This is a genomic window from Microlunatus parietis (genome assembly GCF_013407955.1).
Taxonomy (GTDB): Bacteria; Actinomycetota; Actinomycetes; order Propionibacteriales; family Propionibacteriaceae; genus Microlunatus; species Microlunatus parietis.
In genome coordinates, this window is record NZ_JACCBU010000001.1 from 972,433 (window position 1) to 995,265 (window position 22,833).

General features: G+C 67.7%; 17 protein-coding genes and 2 rRNA genes. 8 read left to right on the top strand and 11 right to left on the bottom strand.

The genetic code is table 11. The features are described 5' to 3' along the window. Window positions 1-5: 5 nt before the first annotated feature. The 7 genes from recN to BKA15_RS04690 are packed head-to-tail and all read right to left on the bottom strand — an operon-like array spanning window position 6 to window position 6,168. The gene (gene recN / locus BKA15_RS04660; protein WP_179748519.1) at window positions 6-1,739 is read right to left on the bottom strand and encodes a DNA repair protein RecN; all 1,734 of its coding nucleotides are present in this window, start codon (window positions 1,737-1,739) and stop codon (window positions 6-8) included. Window positions 1,740-1,750: 11 nt separating this feature from the next. Beyond that, window positions 1,751-2,695: an NAD kinase gene (locus BKA15_RS04665; RefSeq protein WP_312878823.1), complete on the bottom strand. Its 945-nt coding sequence runs from the start codon at window positions 2,693-2,695 to the stop codon at window positions 1,751-1,753. Next, entirely contained in the window at window positions 2,692-3,456 is a 765-nt protein-coding gene (locus BKA15_RS04670) for a TlyA family RNA methyltransferase (RefSeq protein WP_179748521.1), read from the bottom strand. Before BKA15_RS04670 ends, BKA15_RS04665 begins: the two co-directional genes overlap by 4 nt. Window positions 3,457-3,480: 24 nt before the next feature. Then, the gene (locus BKA15_RS04675; protein ID WP_179748523.1) at window positions 3,481-3,675 is read right to left on the bottom strand and encodes a hypothetical protein; all 195 of its coding nucleotides are present in this window, start codon (window positions 3,673-3,675) and stop codon (window positions 3,481-3,483) included. Further along, window positions 3,672-4,247 carry a hypothetical protein gene (locus tag BKA15_RS04680; RefSeq protein WP_179748525.1) on the bottom strand — a complete coding sequence of 192 codons (576 nt, stop codon included), beginning with the start codon at window positions 4,245-4,247 and terminating at the stop codon, window positions 3,672-3,674. Before BKA15_RS04680 ends, BKA15_RS04675 begins: the two co-directional genes overlap by 4 nt. A 53-nt stretch (window positions 4,248-4,300) precedes the next feature. After that, the gene (locus tag BKA15_RS04685) at window positions 4,301-5,314 is read right to left on the bottom strand and encodes an HAD-IIA family hydrolase (protein WP_376766824.1); all 1,014 of its coding nucleotides are present in this window, start codon (window positions 5,312-5,314) and stop codon (window positions 4,301-4,303) included. Then, window positions 5,314-6,168, bottom strand: coding sequence for a hypothetical protein (locus BKA15_RS04690; protein WP_179748529.1), 855 nt, complete (start codon window positions 6,166-6,168; stop codon window positions 5,314-5,316). Before BKA15_RS04690 ends, BKA15_RS04685 begins: the two co-directional genes overlap by 1 nt. 1,102 nt (window positions 6,169-7,270) lie before the next feature. On the opposite strand from BKA15_RS04690, the gene ileS reads away from it, so the two are divergent. Next, a complete protein-coding gene (ileS, locus tag BKA15_RS04695) occupies window positions 7,271-10,426 on the top strand; it encodes an isoleucine--tRNA ligase (RefSeq protein ID WP_179748531.1) in 3,156 nt (1,051 codons plus the stop codon). 527 nt (window positions 10,427-10,953) lie between these two features. Here ileS and BKA15_RS04700 read toward each other — a convergent pair. Further along, window positions 10,954-11,115 carry a hypothetical protein gene (locus BKA15_RS04700; RefSeq protein WP_179748533.1) on the bottom strand — a complete coding sequence of 54 codons (162 nt, stop codon included), beginning with the start codon at window positions 11,113-11,115 and terminating at the stop codon, window positions 10,954-10,956. On the opposite strand from BKA15_RS04700, the gene BKA15_RS04705 reads away from it, so the two are divergent. Further along, a complete protein-coding gene (locus BKA15_RS04705; protein ID WP_218871068.1) occupies window positions 11,092-11,466 on the top strand; it encodes a Rossmann-fold NAD(P)-binding domain-containing protein in 375 nt (124 codons plus the stop codon). The two genes, BKA15_RS04700 and BKA15_RS04705, sit on opposite strands and share 24 nt — an antisense overlap. Here BKA15_RS04705 and BKA15_RS04710 read toward each other — a convergent pair whose 3' ends face one another. Next, window positions 11,467-12,264 carry a DeoR/GlpR family DNA-binding transcription regulator gene (locus BKA15_RS04710; RefSeq protein ID WP_179748535.1) on the bottom strand — a complete coding sequence of 266 codons (798 nt, stop codon included), beginning with the start codon at window positions 12,262-12,264 and terminating at the stop codon, window positions 11,467-11,469. Window positions 12,265-12,455: 191 nt separating this feature from the next. Between BKA15_RS04710 and BKA15_RS04715 the strand changes: the two genes are divergently transcribed. The 6 genes from BKA15_RS04715 to xylB all read left to right on the top strand — a co-directional run bounded on the left by BKA15_RS04715 (window position 12,456) and on the right by xylB (window position 19,083). Next, complete coding sequence (locus BKA15_RS04715; RefSeq protein WP_179748537.1) at window positions 12,456-13,820, top strand: ABC transporter substrate-binding protein; 1,365 nt, start codon at window positions 12,456-12,458, stop codon at window positions 13,818-13,820. Between the two features lie 7 nt (window positions 13,821-13,827). Further along, window positions 13,828-14,787 carry a carbohydrate ABC transporter permease gene (locus BKA15_RS04720; protein WP_179748539.1) on the top strand — a complete coding sequence of 320 codons (960 nt, stop codon included), beginning with the start codon at window positions 13,828-13,830 and terminating at the stop codon, window positions 14,785-14,787. Next, complete coding sequence (locus BKA15_RS04725) at window positions 14,787-15,677, top strand: carbohydrate ABC transporter permease (RefSeq protein ID WP_179748541.1); 891 nt, start codon at window positions 14,787-14,789, stop codon at window positions 15,675-15,677. Before BKA15_RS04720 ends, BKA15_RS04725 begins: the two co-directional genes overlap by 1 nt. Next, complete coding sequence (locus tag BKA15_RS04730; RefSeq protein WP_179748543.1) at window positions 15,677-16,723, top strand: zinc-dependent alcohol dehydrogenase family protein; 1,047 nt, start codon at window positions 15,677-15,679, stop codon at window positions 16,721-16,723. The genes BKA15_RS04725 and BKA15_RS04730 overlap by 1 nt, the downstream gene beginning before the upstream one ends. Before the next feature lie 23 nt (window positions 16,724-16,746). Next, window positions 16,747-17,571, top strand: a complete 825-nt coding sequence (locus tag BKA15_RS04735; protein ID WP_179748545.1) for a DeoR/GlpR family DNA-binding transcription regulator — start codon at window positions 16,747-16,749, stop codon at window positions 17,569-17,571. A gap of 105 nt (window positions 17,572-17,676) precedes the next feature. Next, window positions 17,677-19,083, top strand: coding sequence for a xylulokinase (gene xylB / locus BKA15_RS04740; protein WP_179748547.1), 1,407 nt, complete (start codon window positions 17,677-17,679; stop codon window positions 19,081-19,083). Window positions 19,084-19,250: 167 nt separating this feature from the next. Here the strand turns inward: xylB and rrf are convergent. Both rrf and BKA15_RS04750 read right to left on the bottom strand, forming a co-directional pair. Further along, window positions 19,251-19,367, bottom strand: a 5S ribosomal RNA gene (gene rrf / locus BKA15_RS04745). 72 nt (window positions 19,368-19,439) lie between these two features. Then, window positions 19,440-22,564: ribosomal RNA gene (locus BKA15_RS04750) — 23S ribosomal RNA — on the bottom strand. Window positions 22,565-22,833: the final 269 nt, after the last annotated feature.

Genomic DNA, 22,833 nt, shown 5'->3' on the forward strand with positions numbered 1-22,833 from the left:
GTGCCTCAGCCGGCCTTCGCGGGTTTCTTGCGCCGAGCCCTGACCGGCTTCGCGGTCCGGGCCCGGTCCGCGGTCTCGATCAGTTCGCGAGCGTGGGCCAGGGCGGAGTCGGTGGTGTCCAGGCCGGCCATCATCCGGGCCAGCTCGGCGGCGCGTTGATCATCGGCGACCCGCTGCACGCCGCTGGTGGTGACCTGTCCGTCGTCGGCCTTGACCACCACGTAGTGCCGGTCGCCGAAGGCCGCCACCTGAGCGAGGTGGGTGACCACGACGACCTGGGCCCGCCGGGCCAGGGCGGACAGCCGGCGGCCGATCTCGACCGCGACCTTGCCGCCGACGCCGGCGTCCACCTCGTCGAACACGAAGGTGCCCCGGTTGCCCGACTCGGCGGCCAGGATCACCTCGATCGCCAACCGGACCCGCGACAACTCGCCGCCGGACGCGACCTTGCCGAGCCCGCGCGGCTCGGAGCCGGGGTTGGCGCTGAACAGCAGCTCGACCGCGTCGGCGCCGTGCGGCCCGAGCTCGGTCTCGGTGACCGCGAAGCTGAGCCGGGCGTGCGGCATGGCGAGCGCGGCCAGCTCGGCCTCGACCAGCGTCGCGAAGCTGGCCGCGGCCTCCCGCCGAGCCGCGCCGATGCGGCCGGCCAACTCGGCCAGTTCGCCGTCCAGCCCGGCGATCCGGGCGGTCAGTTCGTCGATCCGCTCGTCGCCGGACTCCAGCCCACCGAGCCGGCTCGCGGCCTCCGCGGCCCAGGCCAGCACCTCGTCGCAGTCGCTGCCGTACTTGCGGGTCAGGGTGGCCAGCTCGGAACGCCGCTCGGCGATCTGCTCGAGCCGGCCGGGTTCGGCGTCCAGCCCGTCCAGGTAGTCGGCCGCGGACGACGTCAGCTCGGTCAGCGCGTACGACAGGTCCTGCACCCGGCTGCGCAGCTTCTCGGCATCGGGATCGGTGGCCGCGAGGGTCTCGATCTCCTTGCGGGCGGCCGCGATCGCGCTCATCGCGCCGCCGGCCTCGTCCTCGCCGCCGGCCAGCGCGACCATCGCGGCGGCCGCCGACTGCCGCAGGTCGTCGCTGCGCTGCAGCCGGGTCGCCTCGGCCGCCAGTTCGACGTCCTCACCGGGCTGCGGATCGATCTTCTCGATCTCGGCCAGGCCGAACCGCAGCAGGTCGATCTCGCGGGCCCGGCTCTGCGCCTGCTCGGTCAGTTCGGCCAGCTCGGCCCGGGCCTGCTGCCGCTCCGCGTACCGCTGCCGATAGCCGTCCAGCGACTCCGAGACCGAGTCGCCGGCGTAGGCGTCGAGCAGTTCGCGCTGCCGGTCCGGGCTGGTCAGCCGGAGCTGTTCGGACTGGCCGTGGATGGTGATCAACTCCTCGACCACCGCGCTGCCGGAGCCGACCGGGACCTGGGCGCCGCCGACCCAGCTGCGGGACCGGCCGGCCGAGGTGACCTGGCGGGCGACCAGCAATTCGTCACCGTCGAGTTCGCCGCCGAGTTCGTCGACCCGAGCGCGCGTCGTCCGGTCCGGCGCGGTGAAGGCACCTTCCACCCGAGCCTGCCCGGCCCCGGTCCGGACCGCCTTCGGATCCGACCGCGCCCCGAGCAGCAGCCCCATCCCGGTGACGATCATGGTCTTGCCCGCACCGGTCTCGCCGGTGACCACGGTCAGGCCGGGGTCCAGTTCGATCGTCGCCGAGTTGATCACCCCGAGATTGGTGATCCGCAGCTCGCTGATCATGATCAGATCCTCTACTCGCCGGGTGGGCCGGCGTTCACCGGGCGGCGGGCGCCCCGCCAGCCCTCGACCTTGAGCCCGAACTTGTTCACCAGCCGGTCGGTGAACGGCGACTGGGAGAGCCGGGCCAGCCGCAACCGGTGCCGGCCCTGGCAGATCTCGATCCGCACCGCCGACCGGACGTCGGTCGTCCGGTGCCCGTCGCACCAGACCACGGCGTGGGTCTGTGAGCCGTCCAGCACCTGCACGACGACCCGGGAGGACGGGCCCAGCACCAGCGGCCGGGCGAACAGGGCGTGCGCGCTGAGCGGCACCAGCAGCAACGCCTCCACCTCCGGCCAGATCACCGGCCCGCCCGCCGAGAACGCGTACGCCGTCGAACCGGTCGGCGTCGACACGACCAGCCCGTCGCAGGCCCAGCGAGACAGCGGCCGGCCGTCGATCTCGACCAGCACCTCGAGCATCCGCTCCCGGGCGGCCTTCTCGATCGACACCTCGTTGATCGCGAACGAACTCCAGGTCTCGCCGCCGTCCTGGACGGAGACGTCGATGGTGGACCGCTCCTCCACCGTGTATGACCGCTCCACGATGTGGTCGACGATCGCGTCGATCTCCGAGGACTCCGCCTCGGCCAGGAAGCCGACGTGGCCGAGATTCACGCCCAGCAACGGGATGTCGGCGTTCACCACCCACTCGCCGCCGCGCAGGATGGTGCCGTCGCCGCCGAGCACGATCATCAGTTCGCAGTCCCCGATCGGGTCCGCCGCGTCGGCCGAGACCACCTCGACGTCGACCGACAACCGGCCCGACCGGACCGCGGCGTCGTCGTCCGGCAGCACGGAGATGATCCCGTGCCGGCTCAGGCCGGTGACCAGGCGCGAGGCAGCCGTGATCGCCTCGTCCCGCTGCGGATGGGTGAGCACCGCCACCCGACGGCGCACCTGCTCGGCCTGGCTCACGAGATAGAAGCATAGGTGCGAGGCACTGACAATCCTTCGCGGCGACGCAGGTGGGCGAAGAACTCCTGGTTACCGGAGCCGCCCGGCACCCGGCTCGGAGCCACCCGGACCACCGCCCAGCCCGTCTCCGCAGCCGTACGGAGAACGCCGTCGACCGCCGCGCGGCGCAGCTCCGGGTCGGCCACCACGCCACCCTTGCCGAGGTCGGCCCGGCCCACCTCGAACTGCGGTTTGATCATGATCAGCATGTCCGCATCGTCGCGCAGCACTCGGTCGAACGGGGCGATCAGGAGGCGCAACGAGATGAACGACACATCGGCGACCAAGAGGTTGACGGGCCGCTGGTCGACGTGCCGCAACTCGAGATCACGCAGATTGGTCCGCTCCCACACCACGACCCGCGGGTCGGACCTGATCCGACGGCTGAGTTGATCATGGCCGACGTCGATCGCGTACACCTGCTCGCAGCCGGCCTCCAGCAGGACCTGAGTGAACCCGCCGGTGCTGGCTCCAGCGTCGACGGCTCGCCCGTACGGCTGCAGGTCGAGGTCCGCCAGCGCGCCGAGCAGCTTGTGCGCGCCGCGGGAGACGTAATGATCACCGGCCTCGACCGTGATCGGTGTCGCGTCATCGACGTCGACGGACGGCTTCCCGGCCGGCCGATCGGCCACCCGGACCAGCCCGGCGGTGATCAACTCGCGCGCCTGGCCGCGGGATCGGGCCAGGCCACGATCCACCAGCGCTCGATCCAGTCGGACCACAGCGTTGTCGAGCAGGCCCGTCGATCAGGACGGGGAGTCGGCCGAACGGTCGGACGGTTGATGCAGGGCCGCATGCAGCGCTTCGTGCACCCGGGACAGCCGGTCGTGGTGCTCCGCGACCGGCAGGTCCGCCAGTCCGTCCAGGTCGGTCAGCGCGGCGTCGATCTCGTCGACACCGGTCCGCGGACGTACGTTCTGATCTTGATCGGGTTCGGTCACTCGGTCGCCTTCTCTGCCTGCTTCGCCGTGCCGGCGCGCGTCGGCGCCTTCTTGGCCGGAGCCTTCTTCGCCGCCGTCCTGCGGGCTGGCGCCTTCTTCGCGACGGCCTTCTTCGCCACCGTGGCCCGGACTGCCTTGGTCGCCGCGGCAGTCTTCCGCGGAGTCGAGTCAGCCGCCGGCGGTACGGGTTCGGTCGACATCGCCTGGTCGCGCAGAGCGGCGAGTTCGGCCCGGGCGTCCGCCAGGCCGGTGGTGACCCCGGCGATCTCGGCCCGGGCTTCGGTCAGCCCGGTCCGTGCCTCGGCCAGCTCCGACCGGGCGCCGGCCAGTTCGGACCGGGCCTCCGCCAGCGCCGTCCTGGTCTCGGCCAGTTCGGACCGGATCCCGGTCAGCTCGGACCGTACCTCGTCGAGGTCGTCGGACCGGACCAGTCCCAGCCGGCCGGAGGCCTTCTCCATCTCGGCCGTGATCGTGTGCTGCAGCGATCGCGCCGCCGCCCGGGCCTTCGCCCGGGTGCTGCGACCGATGCCGCCCACCGTCTCCAAGTAGTTGTGTTTCGTGTCGACGACCACAGTTCTCCTCCCTCGGTAGAGTCCCCCGAGGTCGTTCGTCAGCCCTACCGTACTCACAAGACGGCCAGCCTGCCCAGGGCCGCGAGCACATCGGCCGGGTCCGCCGGGAGCCCGCGATCGGCCGCCGACCAGGCAAGATCCGCGGCCGCCACCAGCGCGTCCAGGGCGCTGACCTGGTCCTCCGGAGCTTCGTCCAGGATGAGCCGGCCGTCCCGCAGCCGGGCCGTGCTGCGGCCGCGGCGGGTCTGGTCGCCGTCCCGCTGTACGGGCCGCGGCGGGTCCAGCAGGGCCGCCAGGTCGAACCCGACGTGGGTCGGCCGCTCCCCCGGGCCGGCGGCCAGGAGGTCGGCCGGGCCGCAGGAGCCGCTCAGCACGAACAGGCTGTCCAGCCCGACCGCGGCGGCTCCGGCGATGTCGGTGTCGAACCGGTCGCCGACGAAGATCGCATGCTCGGCGCCGAGCCGGCGCAGCGTCTCGGTGATCAACGGCGGGTACGGCTTCCCGGCCACCTCGGGCTCGATCCCGACGGCGGTGCGGACCGCGGCGACCGCGGCGCCGTTGCCGGGCACGATGCCCCGGTCGGTCGGCCGGGTCGGATCCGTGTTCGTGGCCAGCCAGTAGGCGCCGCGCTGGATCGCGATCGCGGCCTCGTTGAGCTGGGCCCAGGTCAGGTCGTTCCCGTACCCCTGGATCACCGCGATCGGCTCGTCGTCGGCGGACCGCACCGCGACCAGGCCCGCCTCGGCCAGCGCCGCGTCGACGCCCGTGCCGCCGACCACCAGGATCCGGGCGCCGGCACCGAACCGGTCGGCGAGCAGCCGGGCGCCGGCCTGTGCCGAGGTCACCACGTCGCCCGTCGTGGCCTCGATCCCCAGCTCGCGCAGGTGTTCGGCCACCGCCTCGGGAGTACGGGCCGCGTTGTTCGTCACGTACCCGATCCGGACGCCGCGCTCCCGGAGCCGCTTCAGCCCGCCGGGCGCTCCCGGCACCGGTTCAGGGCCGAGATAGACCACCCCGTCCAGGTCGAACAGGGCGGCGTCATAGGCGTCGATCAACGCGTCCATGATCAACGATCGCCGGCGGGGCGGTCGGCCTCGTCATGATCATCGTCCGCGTCGTCACCGTCACCCGCGTCGTGATCATCATCGGATGCCTGATCATCGCTGCTCTCGGAGACCTCAGCGCGATCAACCTCAGCGCGATCATCCTCGTGATCATCCTGCTCGTGATCATCGTCGTCGTCGAGATCGAAGTCGATGGTGACGCCGTCCAGGGCGTCCCGGCGTTCGGCGGCGTCGGTGAGCTGCTCCCGGTCGAGGTCGGCGGCGGCCGCGAACCAGTCCCGCGCGGCCGCCTCGTCGCCACGGTAGGCCAGCACATCGGCGTAGGCGTAGCGCAGCCGAGCAGCAGCGTTCCGGCCGGGCTCGGTCAGCCGCAGGTCGTCGATGGCGGCACGGAGCAGCCGGGCCGCCTCGGCATCCTGGCCGAGATCGCGGCGGGCTCCGGCCTCGACGATGATCATCTCGATCTGCTGAGCCGGGTCCAGCGGCAGTTCCTTCGCCTCGCGACTCAGCTTGAGCGCCGCCTGCGGCTTACCGAGGGCGCGTTCGCAGTCGGCCATCGCGGGCAGCACGTCGTGGTTACCGGACATCCGCCGGATGGCCCGGAACTCCGACAGCGCGACCTCGTACTTCCCGGCCGCGTAGGCCGTCTCGGCCGCGGCCTCCCGGACGATCGGCAGTCGCGCGGCCCGGCGCCGGGCGGCCTCGGCGAACTCGTACGCCTGCTCGGGGTCCTCCTCGATCAGCCGACCGGCCATGATCAGGAAGCCGCCGACCTGCTCGGCCAGTTCCTTGGGCAGGCCCCGCAGTTCGGCCCGCACCTGGCGCGGCAGTTCCGCCTGGCTGACGTCGGCGGGCACCTTGGGTTCGCGGGGCGGACGGTTCAGCCCCGGCGGCGTCGCTCGGCCTTCCCAGCGACCCTCGCCACCCCGGCGGTCCGTCCGGTCACGATCCGTACGTCCTCGGTCCGAACCACCGCGGTCCGAGCGACCCCGGTCCGAGCCACCCCAGTCCGACCGACCGCGACCCGCACCGCCACGATCCGAACCGCCACGGTCAGAACGACCGCGATCCGAGCCGCCCCGATCAGATCGACTCCGATCCGAGCCACCCCAGTCCGACCGACCGCGACCCGAACCGCTCCGATCAGAACCGCTCCGGCCCGAGCCACTCCAGTCCGACCGACCACGGTCCGAACCGCCCCGGCCGGAACCGCCTCGATCCGAAGCACCCCGATCCGAACGACCACGGTCAAATCCACCACGGTCCGAACCGCCTCGATCCGAGCCACCGCGGCTCGAACCACTCCAGCCGGAACCTCCACGACCCGAACCGCCCCGATCGGAAGCACCACGATCCGAACGACCACGATCGAAACCACCACGGTCCGAACCGCCGCGGCTCGAACCACTCCAGTCCGACCGACCGCGATCTGAACCGCCACGGTCCGAAGAACCACGGTCAGAACGACCACGGTCAAAACCACCCCGATCAGAACGGGGACGGTCATGGTCGGGACGGTCGCCCGAGCGATCACGATCCGTACGATCGCGGTCCTTGTTGTCGCGCTCCGGGCGGCCCCGGTCGCCGGACCGCTTGGACCGGTCCTGGCCCGACTGGTCCCGACGGAACCCTCCACCCTGGCTCGAACCCTTGCCGCGGTCGCCCGCCGGCCGATCCTTCGGCGGTCGGTCCCGCCAAGGGCGGTCACCGCCCTGCCGATCACCGCCGCGGCCGGTCCCGGGTCGATCGGACCGGTCCTGCCCGCCCGGCTCCGCGCGCCGACCACGGCCGCGCCGATCCTCGTCGCGCCGTTCTGGTTCCGGCCTCGATGGGCCTCTGCCCCGGTCCTGATTCACCCGACAATCCTGCACCACTTTCACCCCGACCCTTGACACGGGACGTCCGGGCGCACCCGAAGCGGTGCTCACATCGCGCGCCGGCCGATATCATCGTCGCGCCATGACTGAGCAGCTCACCCGTGATTCCCGACCCGCCACCGGCTACGCCTCCGTACCGCCGCAGATCGATCTGCCGGCGATGGAGCACGAGATTCTGGACCTGTGGCAGCGGAACCGTACCTTCGACCGTTCCCTCGAGCAGACCGCCGGGGGCGAGCCGTGGACGTTCTACGAGGGTCCGCCGACGGCGAACGGCAAGCCGGGTACGCATCACATCGAGGCGCGCGTCTTCAAGGACGTGTTCCCCCGGTTCCGGACCATGCGCGGGTATCGGGTGGACCGGAAGGCGGGCTGGGACTGCCACGGCCTGCCGGTCGAGCTGGCGGTGGAGACCGAGCTGGGTCTCAACGGCAAGCCCGACATCGAGCGGTACGGCGTCGAGGCGTTCAACGCCAAGTGCCGGGAGTCGGTGCGACGCCACGTCGACGCGTTCCGCGAGCTGACCGAGCGGATGGGCTACTGGGTCAATCTCGACGAGGCGTACGAGACGATGAACCCGAGCTACGTCGAATCGGTCTGGTGGGCATGTAAGAAGATCTTCGACGCCGGGCTGCTGACCGAGGACTTCCGGGTCGCGCCCTACTGCCCGCGCTGCGGCACCGGCCTTTCCGATCATGAACTGGCGCAGGGGTACGAGAACATCGTCGACCCCTCCGTCTACGTACGGCTGCCGCTGACCTCCGGCCCGCACGCCGGCGAGGCGGATCTGCTGATCTGGACCACGACCCCGTGGACCCTGCCGTCCAACGCGCTGGTCGCGGCCAAGGCCGACGTGACGTACACGGTCGCCGTCCATGATCAGGAACGGCCCGTCGTGGTGGCCGAGTCACTGATCGACACCGCGCTCGGCGAGGGCTGGCGGGCCACCTCGACCTTCACCGGCGCGGAGATGGTGGGCTGGACGTACGACCGTCCGTTCGCCATCGTCGACTGGCCGGGCCGCGGCCATTTCGTGGTGACCGAGGATTACGTGACCACGACCGACGGCACCGGTCTGGTCCACCAAGCAACGGTCTTCGGCGCCGACGACTTCGACTCGGTACGCCGCAACGGCGTCGAGTTGATCAACCCGATCAACACCCAGGGCCGGTTCGACGAAGGCCTGGACCTGGTCGGCGGCGTCTACTTCCGCGATGCCAACGAGGCACTGATGGAGGATCTGGCCGAGCGTGGTCGGCTGTTCCGCCATATCGAGTTCGAGCACTCGTACCCGCACTGCTGGCGCTGCCACAGCGCGCTGATGTACTACGCGTTGCCGTCCTGGTACATCCGGACCACCAAGATCAAGGACGCGCTGCTCCGGGAGAACGAGCGGACCACCTGGTATCCGGAAACGATCAAGTGGGGCCGCTACGGCGACTGGCTGAACAACAACATCGACTGGGCGCTGTCCCGGTCCCGCTACTGGGGCACGCCGCTGCCGGTCTGGCGTAACGACGCCGACCCGACCAAGATCATCTGCGTCGGGTCCCTGGCAGAGCTGTCCGAGCTGACCGGCACCGACCTCGCCGAACTTGATCCGCACCGCCCGTTCATCGACGACGTGACGTTCACCGTGCCGGGCGAGGACGGGACCTACCGGCGGGTGCCGGAAGTGATCGACGCCTGGTTCGACTCCGGCTCGATGCCCTTTGCCCAGTGGGGATATCCGCATCTGGACGGTTCGATCGAGCAGTTCGAGCGGGCCTATCCGGCCGACTTCATCTGTGAGGCGATCGACCAGACCCGCGGTTGGTTCTACACGCTGATGACCGTCGGCACGCTGGTGTTCGACGAGTCCTCGTACAAGAACGTCGTCTGCCTCGGCCACATCCTCGCCGAGGACGGCCGCAAGATGTCGAAGCACCTCGGCAACGTGCTCGACCCGATCGAGCTGATGGACAGCCACGGCGCCGACGCGGTCCGCTGGTTCATGGCCGCCGGCGGCTCCCCCTGGGCATCCCGGCGGGTCGGCCACACGACGATCACCGAGACCGTCCGCAAGGTCCTGCTGACCTATTGGAACGTCGTCGCCTTCCAGGCCCTCTACGCCAACGCCAATCAGTGGTCCCCCGCTGATCGCTCGGAATCCACCCATGTCCTCGACCGCTGGCTCACCTCGATCACCGGAAAGTTGATCACCGAGACCACCGAGGCGTACGAGAACTACGACCTGCAGCGCGTCGGCCAGTTGATCACCACGTTCGTCGACGATCTTTCCAACTGGTACGTCCGCCGCTCCCGCCGCCGCTTCTGGGCCGGCGACTCGGGTGCCCTGGGCACGCTGCACGACTCGCTCAACGTGCTGACCCGGCTGATGGCCCCGGTGGCCCCGTTCCTCACCGAGCGGGTCTGGCAGGACCTCTTTGCCGGTACGGATCCGGACGGACCGGACTCGGTCCACCTGGCCTCCTGGCCGACCGCCGACGATGCGGTACGCGACGCCGAACTGGACGCCTCGATGCAGCTGGCCCAGCGCCTGGTCGAACTCGGCCGCGCCGCCCGCTCCGAGGCCAAGATCAAGATCCGCCAGCCACTCGGCCGCGCCCTGATCCCCACTGCCAGCCATGATCGTCTCGGCCCCGAGCTGCTCGCCGAAATCGCCGCCGAACTCAACCTGTCCAAGGTGGAGTCGTTCACCGGCGCCGGCGACCTGGTCGAATACACCGCCAAGGGCAACTTCCGCGCCCTCGGCAAGCGCTTCGGCAAGCAGACCCCTCAGGTCGCCGCCGCGATCGCCGCCGCCGATGCTGCCATCCTCGCTGAATCCCTGTCCAGCAAGGGATCTGCGACCGTTGACCACGACGGCGGCACCGAGGTCACGGCGGACGAGGTGATCATCTCCGAGCGTCCGAAGGAAGGTTGGTCGGTGATCAACGACCAGGGCGAGACCATCGCCCTCGACCTCGAGCTGACCCCGGAGCTGATCAAGGCCGGCCTCGCCCGCGAGGCGATCCGGCTGATCCAGGAGACCCGCAAGGACACCGGCCTCGAGGTCACCGACCGGATCAGGCTCGCCTGGTCCGCCGGCCCGGAACTCACCGAAGCCCTCCGCGAACACGCCACTCTGGTCGCCGACGAGGTCCTCGCCGTCGAGTTCACCGAGGTCGAGCCCGCTGCCGACTGGCACCGCTTCGACGACCTCGACCTCACCCTCTCCCTGAACAAGGCCGGTTAAAGTCTCCGGCTCAAGAGTGGTTCCGCCGCGACTGGAGCCCGTTGCAGATTCGCGCGGCGGCAGGCTGCATCGGCTGGACGGCGCGGACCTGAGGCCTCCAACACGAGCGACTTCCAACCCTGCGCGTCCCGTCCGGTTCGCACCCGTCCAGGGAGGTGGTGGTGTCACAAATCTGCAAAGCAACCACCGCCAGACGGCCGTGAAATCGATTGCAATACGGGTTCCATTGCAGATTTGTGTCACCTGGGTCGAGACGCGGCCTGACCTTCCACCCTCGACGTTGGGCCGCCCGGCACCGGGCCCCGATCCGACCTGCAACGCCCTTGCTCACCATTCCGCAACAGGCTCACTGACCGGCGGAAATCCACTCCGGCCGTGCACGTCGGGCCCCGAGGAGCCAGAAACTCTTCGGGCTGACCCGTGACCTCATCGAGCGGACTCGTTGACCGACAAAGTCGCCCGGAATCGAGGTCAAGGGGTCCGCTCAGTGATGGTGAATCGGACGGCCCGGCCGCGCAGCTTGGGGCTCAACGACCTCTGCGGATACCACGGATCGAGGCCAGGCCGTCGAGGATGCGATCGAGGCCGAAGTCGAGGGCGGCGTCCTGGCCGCCGGAAGACGCAGCGGCGGCAAAGGCCGCGGACGCTTCCGGGTAGCGGTCGGCGTGCCGGGACAGGATGCCGGCCATCAGGTCGGCGACGCCACCGGGCGGTTCGCCCTGGTCGGGGACGCGGCCTACGCGAACACGCTCGGCGGGTTCGGCACCGGTTTGGCCGTGGTCGGCGGCTATGTCCTGGCCGGCGAGCTCGCCCTGGCCAACGGTGATCACCGAAGTGCTTTCGACCGTTACACGTCGATCATGTACCGCTATGCCAAGATCGCCCGGAAGGGCAACGCCGGTCCGTTCCTGGCGCCGCCGTCCAAGCTCAAGATCAAGTTGCGCGACCTGACATTCGCCAACAAGCTCCTGCTGGGCCTGATGATGAAGCTGACCGACGACTTCGCCAACGACATCGAGCTGCCCGGATATCCGGATTGATCATGGCTCGACGATGATCACTTCGGGGCCGGCCGCGGTGAGCTCGGCCAGCAGTTCGCGGTCGGCGCCGGAGTCGGTGATGATCAGGTCGACTTCGTTCAACGTACCGAAGGCGCAGAAGGAGTCCCGGCCGACCTTGCCGGAGATCACCGGCACGATCCGGCGCCGGGCGGACAGCAGCATGGCCCGCTTCACCGCGGCTTCCTCGGGATTGGTCGTGGTCAGGCCGCGGGACGCGGTGAGGCCGTTCACGCCGATGATCGCGACGTCGGCGGCGAGGGTCTCCAGGCGCCGACTGGTCGCGGCGTCCACCGCCGCGGAGGTCAGCCCGCGGATCAGCCCGGGCAGCGTGAGCACGGTCAGCGTCGTCGCCTGAGCCAGGTACTGCGCCGCGGGCAGGTTGTTGGTGACGACGGCGGCGCCGCTGTCCCGCGCCATGGCCTGCGCACAACTGAACGTCAGCGAGCCCGAGTCGAGCATGATCACGCCGTCGGCCGGCAGTTCCGCGGCGACCCGGTCGGCGATCGCGAGCTTCTCGGCCCGCTGCTCCGCGTGCCGCGCCGCCAGCGCCTGCTCGAACGGCGTGGCATCGACCAGCCGGGCACCGCCTCGCACCCGGCGCACGGTTCCGCGGCGGGCCAGCACCTCCAGATCCCGGCGTACGGTCTCGGCCGCGACCCCCAGCCGGCGGCCGATCTCGGCGACGCTCACGTCTCGCCCCGGCACGGTCAGCAGGAACTCCGCGATCGCCTGCTGCCGCTGCGGCGGATACATCGGCAAGGTGTCGGCGCTGCCCACGAGGCCCATTCAAACACGAACGGATCGTTTCAACACAGATTCGGGCAGCATTGCCACCCGATTGGCGCGATTTCGGTCTGGACCGGGCAGCATCGGATGGGTTATGGTCACAAACGGGCAGCACGCGGTTAGGTAGACACAGCGCGGAGGCTGCGCCACGGCGATCAAAACGGCAGGGAGGCCGGCCTTCGATGATCAGAACCACCCGCTCCAGAGCCAGGCTGGCGGCACCGGTGCTGCTGGCGGGGCTGAGTCTGACGGTGACCGGCTGTGCCGGTTTCGGCAACATCGGCAACCAACCGGGCGTGACGACGGTGACCTTCGCCAGCGTCAACAACCCGCAGATGCAGGACCTGGCCCAGCTCATTCCCGAGTTCGAGCGGGCCCATCCCGACATCAAGATCAACACCTTGATGATGGAGGAGAACGATCTGCGCAACGCGGCGACCAAGGATGTCGCCACCGAGGGCGGCCAGTACGACGTGATGACGGTCGGCCTCTACGAGGTGCCGATCTGGGGCCAGAACGGCTGGCTGGTCGACCTGACCGACCAGGCGAAGCAGGACCCGGGCTACGACGTCGACGACATCTTCACCCCGGTCCTGGACGGCGTCTCCTACCAGGACCGCTACTACGCCATGCCGTTCTACGGCGAGTCGTCGTTCCTCATGTACCGCAAGGATCTGTTCGAGCAGGCGGGGCTGGAGATGCCGGAGCGGCCGACCTGGCAGCAGGTGGCCGACTTCGCCAGGCAACTCAAGACCGACGACCGGGCCGGCATCTGTCTGCGCGGCAAACCCGGCTGGGGCGAGATGTTCGCGCCGCTGACGACGATCGTCAACACGTTCGGCGGCCAGTGGTACGACGAGAACTGGCAGGCCCAGGTCGACGCGCCCGGCTTCCGCAACGCGATCCAGTTCTACCTGGACACGCTGAAGGCCGGCGGCCAGGCCGACCCGGTCTCGTACGGCTTCACCGAGTGCCTCAACCTGGTCGGCGGCGGCAACGCGGCGATGTGGTACGACGCGACGTCGGCAGCCGGTTCCCTCGAATCCGGGCCGAACAAGGGCAAGTTCGGCTACGTCCGGGCTCCGGTCGATCAGACCGAGGAGTCCGGCTGGCTGTGGTCCTGGAATCTCGGGATCAACGCCAGCGTCGAGGAGGACCCGGCGAAGAAGGCAGCGGCCTGGGAGTTCGTCAAGTGGGCCACCTCGAAGGAGTACGTCCAGCTCGCCGGCGAGCGGATGGGCTGGCCCCGGGTGCCGTCCGGGACGAGGGCGTCGACGTTCGAGATCGGAGAGTACGCGGCGTCGGGCGAGGAGTTCGCCCCGCTCACCGCCGAGATCATGGCCGAGGTCGACCCGAAGCAGCCGGGCGTCGCGCCGCAGCCGTGGATCGGCATCCAGTACGTGACGATCCCCGAGTTCCAGGACGTCGGCAATCAGACCTCGCAGCTGATCGCGGACGTGATCGCCGGTCGGCGCGATCTCGACGGCGCGCTGCGCGACGGGCAGGCGATCGCCCAGCGAGCCGGCGACAAGCAGAAGCAGGAGTGAGGGTGCGATGACCACCACAGCAGCAGACTCGGTCCCGGCCGCGGCCGGCCCGAAGCCGGCCAAGCCGGCCAAGGTCAAGATCAAGCTGACCGGCCAGGATCTCGCCGAGCGGGTCTTCGCGCGCAAGTTGATCCTGCCGGCGTTGATCGTGGCGATCGTGATCACCCAGGTCCCGTTCGTCGCCACGATCGTCTACTCGTTCGCCGACTGGAACCTGGCCCGGCCCGAGCAGCGCGGCTTCGCCGGTTTCGACAACTACGTCGCCGTCGTCGCCAACGGCGCGTTCCTCCCGTCGGCGCTGGCCACGGTGCTGATCGTCGGCGGCTCGGTGATCCTGTCGCTGATCCTGGGCCTGATCTTCGCCGTCCTGCTGGACCGCAAGTTCAAGGGGCAGGCGATCGCCCGGACGTTGTTGATCACGCCGTTCCTGGTGATGCCGGCGGCGGCCGCGCTGATCTGGAAGTATTCGATGCTGGACGTCGGCACGGGCATGATCAACTACGGATTGTCCTTCTTCGGCGTCGATCCGGTGGCCTGGAACACCAACTTCCCGATGCTGACGATCATTTTCACGCTGACCTGGCAGTACACGCCGTTCATGATGTTGATCTTGCTGGCCGGCCTGCAGTCGCAGTCCGGTGAGGTGCTCGAGGCGGCCGATGTCGACGGCGCCGGGCCGCTGCAGACGTTCCGCTACATGACGCTGCCGCACCTGCGGACGTACGCGGAGCTGGCCACCCTGCTCGGCACGGTGATGATGATCCAGGTGTTCGACCCGGTGAACATCATGACCAAGGGCACCGGCGGCACCAAGACGCTGCCGTACCTGCTCTACGAACGGGCCTTCATCGGCCAGGAGATCGGTGAGGCCGCCGCGTACGGCGTCGTCACGGTCATCCTGACGATCATCGTCACCACGATCGCGTTGCGGACCCTGTTCCGCGTCTTCACCGAGGAGGCACGCTGATGGCCACCACAACGGCAACCGCGCCCCGCGCAGCCGAACCCCGGGCCGCCGTCGCACGCGGCGGCAGCAGGTTCACCCAGCGGAAGGTCGGCGGGGTGATCATCACCGGCGTGACCTGGGTGCTGGTCTTCCTGTTCTTCTTCCCGGTGCTCTGGATGGTGCTGAACAGCTTCAAGTCCGAGGCGGGCGCGGCGGCCTTCCCACCCAAGATCATCGCCGACTTCAGCTTCGACCGGTACGGCCAGGTGTTCGAGCGCGGGATGGGCCTCTATCTGGCCAACTCCGCTGCGGTCTCGATCCTGTCCACCCTCGTGGTGATGGCGCTCGCCATCCCGGCTGCGTACGCACTGTCGGTGCGACCGATCGGGCGGTGGCAGGACGCGCTGTTCTTCTTCATCTCCACCCGGTTCATGCCGGTCGCCGCGTCGATCATCCCGGTGTTCCTGCTGCTGCGCGTCGTCGGCGGCCTGGACAACCTGTGGTGGCTCGGCGCGCTCTATCTCGGCATCAACCTGCCGCTGGCGATCTGGATGATGCGGTCCTTCTTCGCCGAGGTGCCGCGGGCCGTCGTCGAGGCGGCCCAGGTGGACGGCGCCTCGTACTCCCGGGAGCTGTGGCGGATCTCGCTGCCGATCGTCGCGCCGGGCGCGGCCGCGGCGGCCCTGATCTGCTTCATCTTCGCCTGGAACGAGTACTTCCTGGCCAACCTGCTGACCGCGGTCGTGGCTCGCACCACGCCGCCGTTCCTCGGCAGCTTCGTCGACGGCCGCGGCCAGTTCGTGGCCGTCCTGTCGGCCGCCGCGACGATCGCGGTGCTGCCGGTGATCGCCGCCGGCTGGATCGCGCAGAAGCGGCTGGTCCGGGGCCTGGCGATGGGGGCGGTCAAGTAATGCGCGCGATCGTCTTCACCGGGCCCGGCGCGTTCGAGCTCGCCGAGGTGCCGGACCCGAGTCCCGGTCCGCGCGAGGTCGTCGTCGAGGTGTCCGCGGTCGGGATCTGCGGGACCGATGTGCACGTCCTGGACGGCGAGTTCGAGCCGACCGTCTTCCCGATCACGCCGGGACACGAGACGTCCGGCGTCGTGGTCGCGGTCGGTTCGGAGGTGTCGGAGTTCTCCCCTGGTGACCGGGTCTCGGTCGATCCGACCCTGACCTGCGGCGAGTGCACGTACTGCCGGAACGGGCGGCCGAACCTCTGCCAGCGCTGGGACGGCGCCGGCGTGGCCCGGACCAACGGCTCCGCCGCCGACTTCATGCTGGCGCCGGTCCGCAATGTCTACCGGCTGCCGGACGGCGTCGACCTCGAGCTCGCGGCCCTGATCGAGCCGTTGTCCTGCGCGATCCACGGCTACGACCTGCTGCCGCGCCGGCTCGGCGAGCACTATCTCGTCTACGGTGCCGGGACGATGGGGCTGATGATGGCCCAGCTGGCGCCGCGCGCCGGCGCCGCCTCGGTGACCGTGATCGACCGCAACCCGGACCGGCTGCAGGTGGCCCGGGAGGTCGGTATCGAGCGGGTGGCCGAGTCTGCCGACCAGGTCGAACGTTCCGGCGGCTGGGACGTGGTGATCGACTGTACGGGTGTCGTCGGCGCGATCGAGGACGGCCTCGGGAGGGTCCGCCGGGGAGGGACCTTCCAGCAGTTCGGGGTCGCGCCGACGGACGCCCGGGCGGCCTTCTCGCCGTTCCGCGTCTACAACGACGAGATCACCGTGGTCGGTTCGATGGCGGTGCTGAACTCGTACGAGCGCGCGGTGGAGTTGTTCGCCGCCGGCGTGCTGAACGCGGCGCCGATGGTGAGCCACGCCTTCCCGCTCACCGAGTACGGGCCCGCCCTGGAGACGTTCCGCGCCGGCACCGGGCGGAAGCTGCAGTTGCGGCCGGCGCTGGACCGGACGATCGAACTGGCCGCGTCGACCCCGGCCGCGCCGTCGTGAGTCCGGGCGAGGCGGGCGATCCGATGCGGGCGGAGGACCGGCAGTCGACGCTGGCCGCATGGCTGGCGGCCGAGGGCAGGATCGACGTGATCACCGCCGCCGATCGGCTCGGCGTCGCTCCGGAGACGATCCGGCGGGATCTGCGCGTGATGGAGCGCTCCGGCCTGCTGCGCCGGGTCCACGGCGGAGCGGTGACCGCCGACGCGGATCCGATCGCCGCCCTCGGCCGGCCGGCCACGGTCGACCCGGCGGATCTGGACTGGGTGGCCGCCGTCTGGGCCCTACTGCCACGGACCGGCACCGTGCTGCTGGGCACCGGTGAGCCGACGCTGACCCTGGCCAAGCTGATCGTCACCGAGCCCGACGACCTGACGGACCTCACCATCGTCACCAACTCGCTGGACGCGGCGCTGGTGCTCTCCCGGGCGCCCGGGCTGTCGGTCTACAACCTCGGCGGTACGGTCTCGACGCGCACCCGTGCCCAGGAGGGCGACTGGGCGCTCACCGAGCTGCGCCGGCTGCATACCGACGTCAGCGTGATCTGCCCGGCCGGCCTTCACCCTGATCACGGACTGACCCAGCAGACGCCGGCCGCGGCCGCGGTCTCGGAGGCCGAGGTCGAGGCCGGGACGACCGTGGTGGCGTTGATCGCGCCCGAGTCGCTGGGCACCACCGCCCTGGTCCGGTTCGCGCCGCTCGAGTCGGTGGACGTCCTCGCCGTCGCCGGGATCGCGCCGGACCGCGCCCTGCGGCCGTACCGGGAAGCGGGGATCAAGATCATCACGCCCGGACCGCGGACCGAACAGGGCGCGGCCGAGCCGAACCCGGGCGCTATCGTCGGAGCCTGAAGTAAACGTGCACTGAGCCTGTCGAAGTGCCGAACCCGATCATGCGGCTTGCCCTTCGACAGGCTCAGGGAGCGTTCTGGCCCTCTCACCTGCCCTGGAGCTCACATGCGACTCGTCGCCGGCGTCGACTCGTCCACCCAGTCGGTCAAGATCGTGGTCTGCGATGCCGAGACCGGCGAGATCGTCCGCACGTCCCGGGCACCGCATCCGGACGGCACCGAGGTCTCCGCGCAGGCCTGGCTGGACGCCTACCGTACGGCGACCGCCGACCCGTCCCTGTTGGAAGGGGTCGAGGCGATCTCCGTCGCGGGCCAGCAGCACGGCATGGTGACCCTGGACGAGGACGGCGAGCTGGTCCGGGACGCCCTGCTCTGGAACGACAACCGTTCGGGCGGCGACGCCGTCGACCTGATCAAGGAACTCGGCGGTGCCGCGGCCTGGGCCGAGGCCACCGGCTCGGTGCCGGTCGCCTCGATGACCGTATCGAAGGTCCGCTGGCTGGCCCGCAACGAGCCGGACCATGCCGCCCGGACGCAGAGCGTGGTGCTGCCGCACGACTGGCTCACCTGGCAGCTGGGTGACCGCAGCTTCGCTCCGGTCACCGACCGCGGCGATGCCTCCGGGACGCTCTACTTCGACGCCACCAGCAACGAATACCGGCAGGATCTGGTCCGGCTGGCCCTCGGCCGCGAGCTCGAACTGCCGCGGGTCGCGGGCCCCAACGAGGTGGTCGGCGAGACTCCCTGGGGTGCCGTGATCGCCCCCGGGACCGGGGACAACATGGCGGCCGCGCTCGGCCTTGGCCTGCGGCCCGGCGAAGCGGTCGTCTCGCTCGGCACGAGTGGCACCGCGTACGTGCAGTCCGACCGGCAGACGCACGAGGTGACCGGCACCGTCTCGGGGTTCGCCGATGCCAGCGGTGCCTACCTTCCGCTGGTCTGCACTCTGAACGGCGCGCGCAACCTGGTGGCCACGGCCGAGCTCCTCGGCGTCGACCTGGCCGAGTTCGACAAGCTCGCCCAGAGCGCGCCGCCCGGAAGCGAGGGCGTCAGCTACCTGCCTTATCTGGAAGGGGAACGCACTCCTCCGTTGCCGGAGGCGACCGGCCAGCTGCTCGGCCTCACGCTGAAGAACCTCACGCCCGCGAACCTGGCCCGCGCCACCGTCGAGGGCGTCCTGTGGAGTCTCGCGTACGGGATCGAGGTGCTGCGTCGGGAGGCCGGCGACATCGGCCGGATCACCCTGACCGGTGGGGCCGCCCAGTCCGCCGCCGTCCGCGCCATCGCGCCGGCCGTCTTCGGCCTGCCGATCGCCTTCACCGAGCCGTTCGAGAGTGTGGCCGTCGGTGCTGCTCGTCAGGCCGCCTGGGCCCTCACCGGGGAGCTGCCGGACTGGAAGGTCCCCGTGCTGGGCCAGCACGAGCCCGACGAGCACGAGGTCAAGGCGGCCGGCGAGCTCGGCGAGCGCTACCTGGATCTGCTGCACCGCAATTTCCCGCAGACGACAGCCTGAACGCAGGACGTCCCCTGAGCTTCTCGAAGGGAAGGTCCTCGACCCGGTTCGTGACAACGATCCGGAATCGGGCTTGGCCCTTCGACAATCTCAAGGGACGTTCTTTGCGGGAGAACGCAAAAACACTTCAAGGCCGATCCCGAAAGGATCGACCTTGAAGTGTATATGACCGGCGACGTCCTAGTCTCCCACACGGCTCCCCGTGCAGTACCATCGGCGCTGAGAGGCTTAACTTCCGGGTTCGGAATGGGACCGGGTGTTTCCCTCTCGCTATGATCACCGAAACTCTATTGAGATATCAGCGGAGTTCCCGACCGTATCTCGGGAACTGCACAGTGGACGCGTAGCATCTTTGTAGGAACAAGCCCTCGGCCTATTAGTATCGGTCAGCTCCACACATTACTGTGCTTCCACATCCGACCTATCACCCAGTGTTCTGCTGGGGGCCTTACCAGGTTACCCTGTGGGAGCCATCATCTTGGAGCGTGCTTCCCGCTTAGATGCTTTCAGCGGTTATCACTTCCGAACGTAGCCAACCAGCCGTGCTCTTGGCAGAACAACTGGCACACCAGAGGTTCGTCCGTCCCGGTCCTCTCGTACTAAGGACAGCTCTCCTCAAGACTCCTACGCGCGCAGCGGATAGGGACCGAACTGTCTCACGACGTTCTAAACCCAGCTCGCGTGCCGCTTTAATGGGCGAACAGCCCAACCCTTGGGACCGACTACAGCCCCAGGATGCGACGAGCCGACATCGAGGTGCCAAACCATGCCGTCGCTATGGACGCTCGGGCAAGATCAGCCTGTTATCCCCGGGGTACCTTTTAGCCGTTGAGTGACGGCGCTTCCACGTGCCACCGTCAGATCACTAGTCCCGACTTTCGTCCCTGCTCGAGATGCCTCTCTCACAGTCAAGCTCCCTTGTGCACTTACACTCGAAACCTGATTGCCAACCAGGCTGAGGGAACCTTTGGGCGCCTCCGTTACCTTTTAGGAGGCGACCGCCCCAGTCAAACTACCCATCAGGCACTGTCCGTGATCCGGATTACGGACCTACGTTAGATAACCAGAACAACCAGAGTGGTATTTCAACATTGACTCCACAACCACTGGCGTGGCTGCTTCAAAGTCTCCCACCTATCCTACACAAGCTGTACCAATCACCAATACCAAACTATAGTAAAGGTCCCGGGGTCTTTCCGTCCTGCTGCGCGTAACGAGCATCTTTACTCGTAGTGCAATTTCGCCGAGTCCGTGGTCGAGACAGCGCCCAAGTCGTTACGCCATTCGTGCAGGTCGGAACTTACCCGACAAGGAATTTCGCTACCTTAGGATGGTTATAGTTACCACCGCCGTTTACTGGCGCTTAAGTTCAGTGCTTCGCCTTGCGGCTAACACCTCCCCTTAACGTTCCAGCACCGGGCAGGCGTCAGTCCGTATACATCGTCTTACGACTTAGCACGGACCTGTGTTTTTAATAAACAGTCGCTCGGGCCTGGTCTCTGCGGCCTTCTCCGCCGTCCGGAGTAAATCCATAGACAGAGTCGGCCCCCCTTATCCCTAAGTTACGGGGGTATTTTGCCGAGTTCCTTAACCACGGTTATCTCGATCGCCTTAGTATTCTCTACCTGACCACCAGAGTCGGTTTAGGGTACGGGCGGCTTATGAACTCGCTACGAAGGTTTTCTAGGCAGCATAGGATCACCCACTCATTCGACCGAAGTCGATAGAGGCGTCATGTCTCAGGCATATGAGATGCGGATTTGCCTACATCTCACCCTACACATTTACCCCGGGACTACCATCGCCCGGGATGGGCTACCTTCCTGCGTCACTCCTCAGCTTGCCTAATACGAACTTGGGTCGCAGACTCACACTGAATCAGCCCGAAGGCCTCCTCAGTGCTCGCGTGCTTAGCATCATTCGCCTCGGCAGGGGCGTTCATACGCCGGTACGGGAATATCAACCCGTTGTCCATCGACTACGCCTGTCGGCCTCGCCTTAGGTCCCGACTTACCCAGGGCAGATTAGCTTGACCCTGGAACCCTTGGTCATTCGGCGGACGGGTTTCTCACCCGTCATTCGCTACTCATGCCTGCATTCTCACTCGTGTGCTCTCCACGGCTAGGTTCCCCTGCCGCTTCACCGTGCACACGACGCTCCCCTACCCATCCACGCGCTTGGACCGATCTCCGAAGAGATAGGCCGGGCACTTGCGTGAATGACACAGCTTCGGCGGATTGCTTGAGCCCCGCTAAATTGTCGGCGCAGAATCACTTGACCAGTGAGCTATTACGCACTCTTTCAAGGGTGGCTGCTTCCAAGCCAACCTCCTGGTTGTCTCCGCAACTCCACATCCTTTTCCACTTAGCAATCGCTTAGGGGCCTTAGCTGGTGTTCTGGGCTGTTTCCCTCTCGACTACGAACCTTATCGCCCGCAGTCTCACTGCCGCGCTCTCACTTACCGGCATTCGGAGTTTGGCTAATTTCGGTAAGCTTGTGGGCCCCCTAGACTATCCAGTGCTCTACCTCCGGCAAGAAACGCGCGACGCTGCACCTATATGCATTTCGGGGAGAACCAGCTATTACGGAGTTTGATTGGCCTTTCACCCCTATCCACAGCTCATCCCCCAGGTTTGTAACCCTGGTGGGTTCGGGCCTCCACGACGTCTTACCGTCGCTTCACCCTGGCCATGGATAGATCACTCCGCTTCGGGTCTAGAGCATGCGACTAATTCGCCCTATTCAGACTCGCTTTCGCTACGGCTGCCCCACACGGGTTAACCTCGCCACATACCACTAACTCGCAGGCTCATTCTTCAAAAGGCACGCCGTGACTGATCCGAAGATCAGCTCCGACGGATTGTAGGCAATCGGTTTCAGGTACTCTTTCACTCCCCTCCCGGGGTACTTTTCACCTTTCCCTCACGGTACTAGTCCGCTATCGGTCACCAAGGAGTATTTAGGCTTAGCAGGTGGTCCTGCCAGATTCGCACGGAGGATTCAGGACCTCCGTCCTACTTGGGGTGACATTCGAGAGTGATCAACTTACGTCTACAGGAGTGTTACCTTCTTTGCTGTGCCTTCCCAGTGCACTTCGACTTCATCGATCATTTTTTACTCTCTGACCAGTCGACAGCCCGGTCTGAATGGCCCCACAACACCGCAGATGCAACGCCTGTCAGCTATCACACATCTGTGGTTTGGCCTCTTCCGCTTTCGCTCACGTCTACTTACGGAATCACTATTGTTTTCTCTTCCTGTGGGTACTGAGATGATTCACTTCCCCACGTTCCCTCCCACTGCCCTATGTGTTCAGGCAGGGGTCGCCGGACATTACTCCGGTTTCCTTCGAGGTTTCCCTATTCGGAGATCCCCGGATCGAAGCTCGTTTACCAGCTCCCCGGGGCTTATCGCAGGTTACAACGTCCTTCATCGGCTCTTGGTGCCTAGGCATCCACCGATCGCCCTTAGTAGCTTGTTGTTACTACAAAGATGCTCGCGTCCACTGTGAAGTTCTCAACATACGGGCGGTAACAAAGTCCCCCCGATTTTCGGCGAGGGGATCATTGTCCGCTGGAAGGTGGTTGCACATGCGACCGAACCTTCAGGACCCAACAGCGTGCTTCAGGCCGTATCCTTCGAGCTCCGAGGTTCCACTCCCATTCGCATGGGTTGTACTGACGTTGCTCGCCGGCTACGGCTTAATGGTCAATGTTCCACATTCCGGTGCCTACCTGGCTGAACACGATC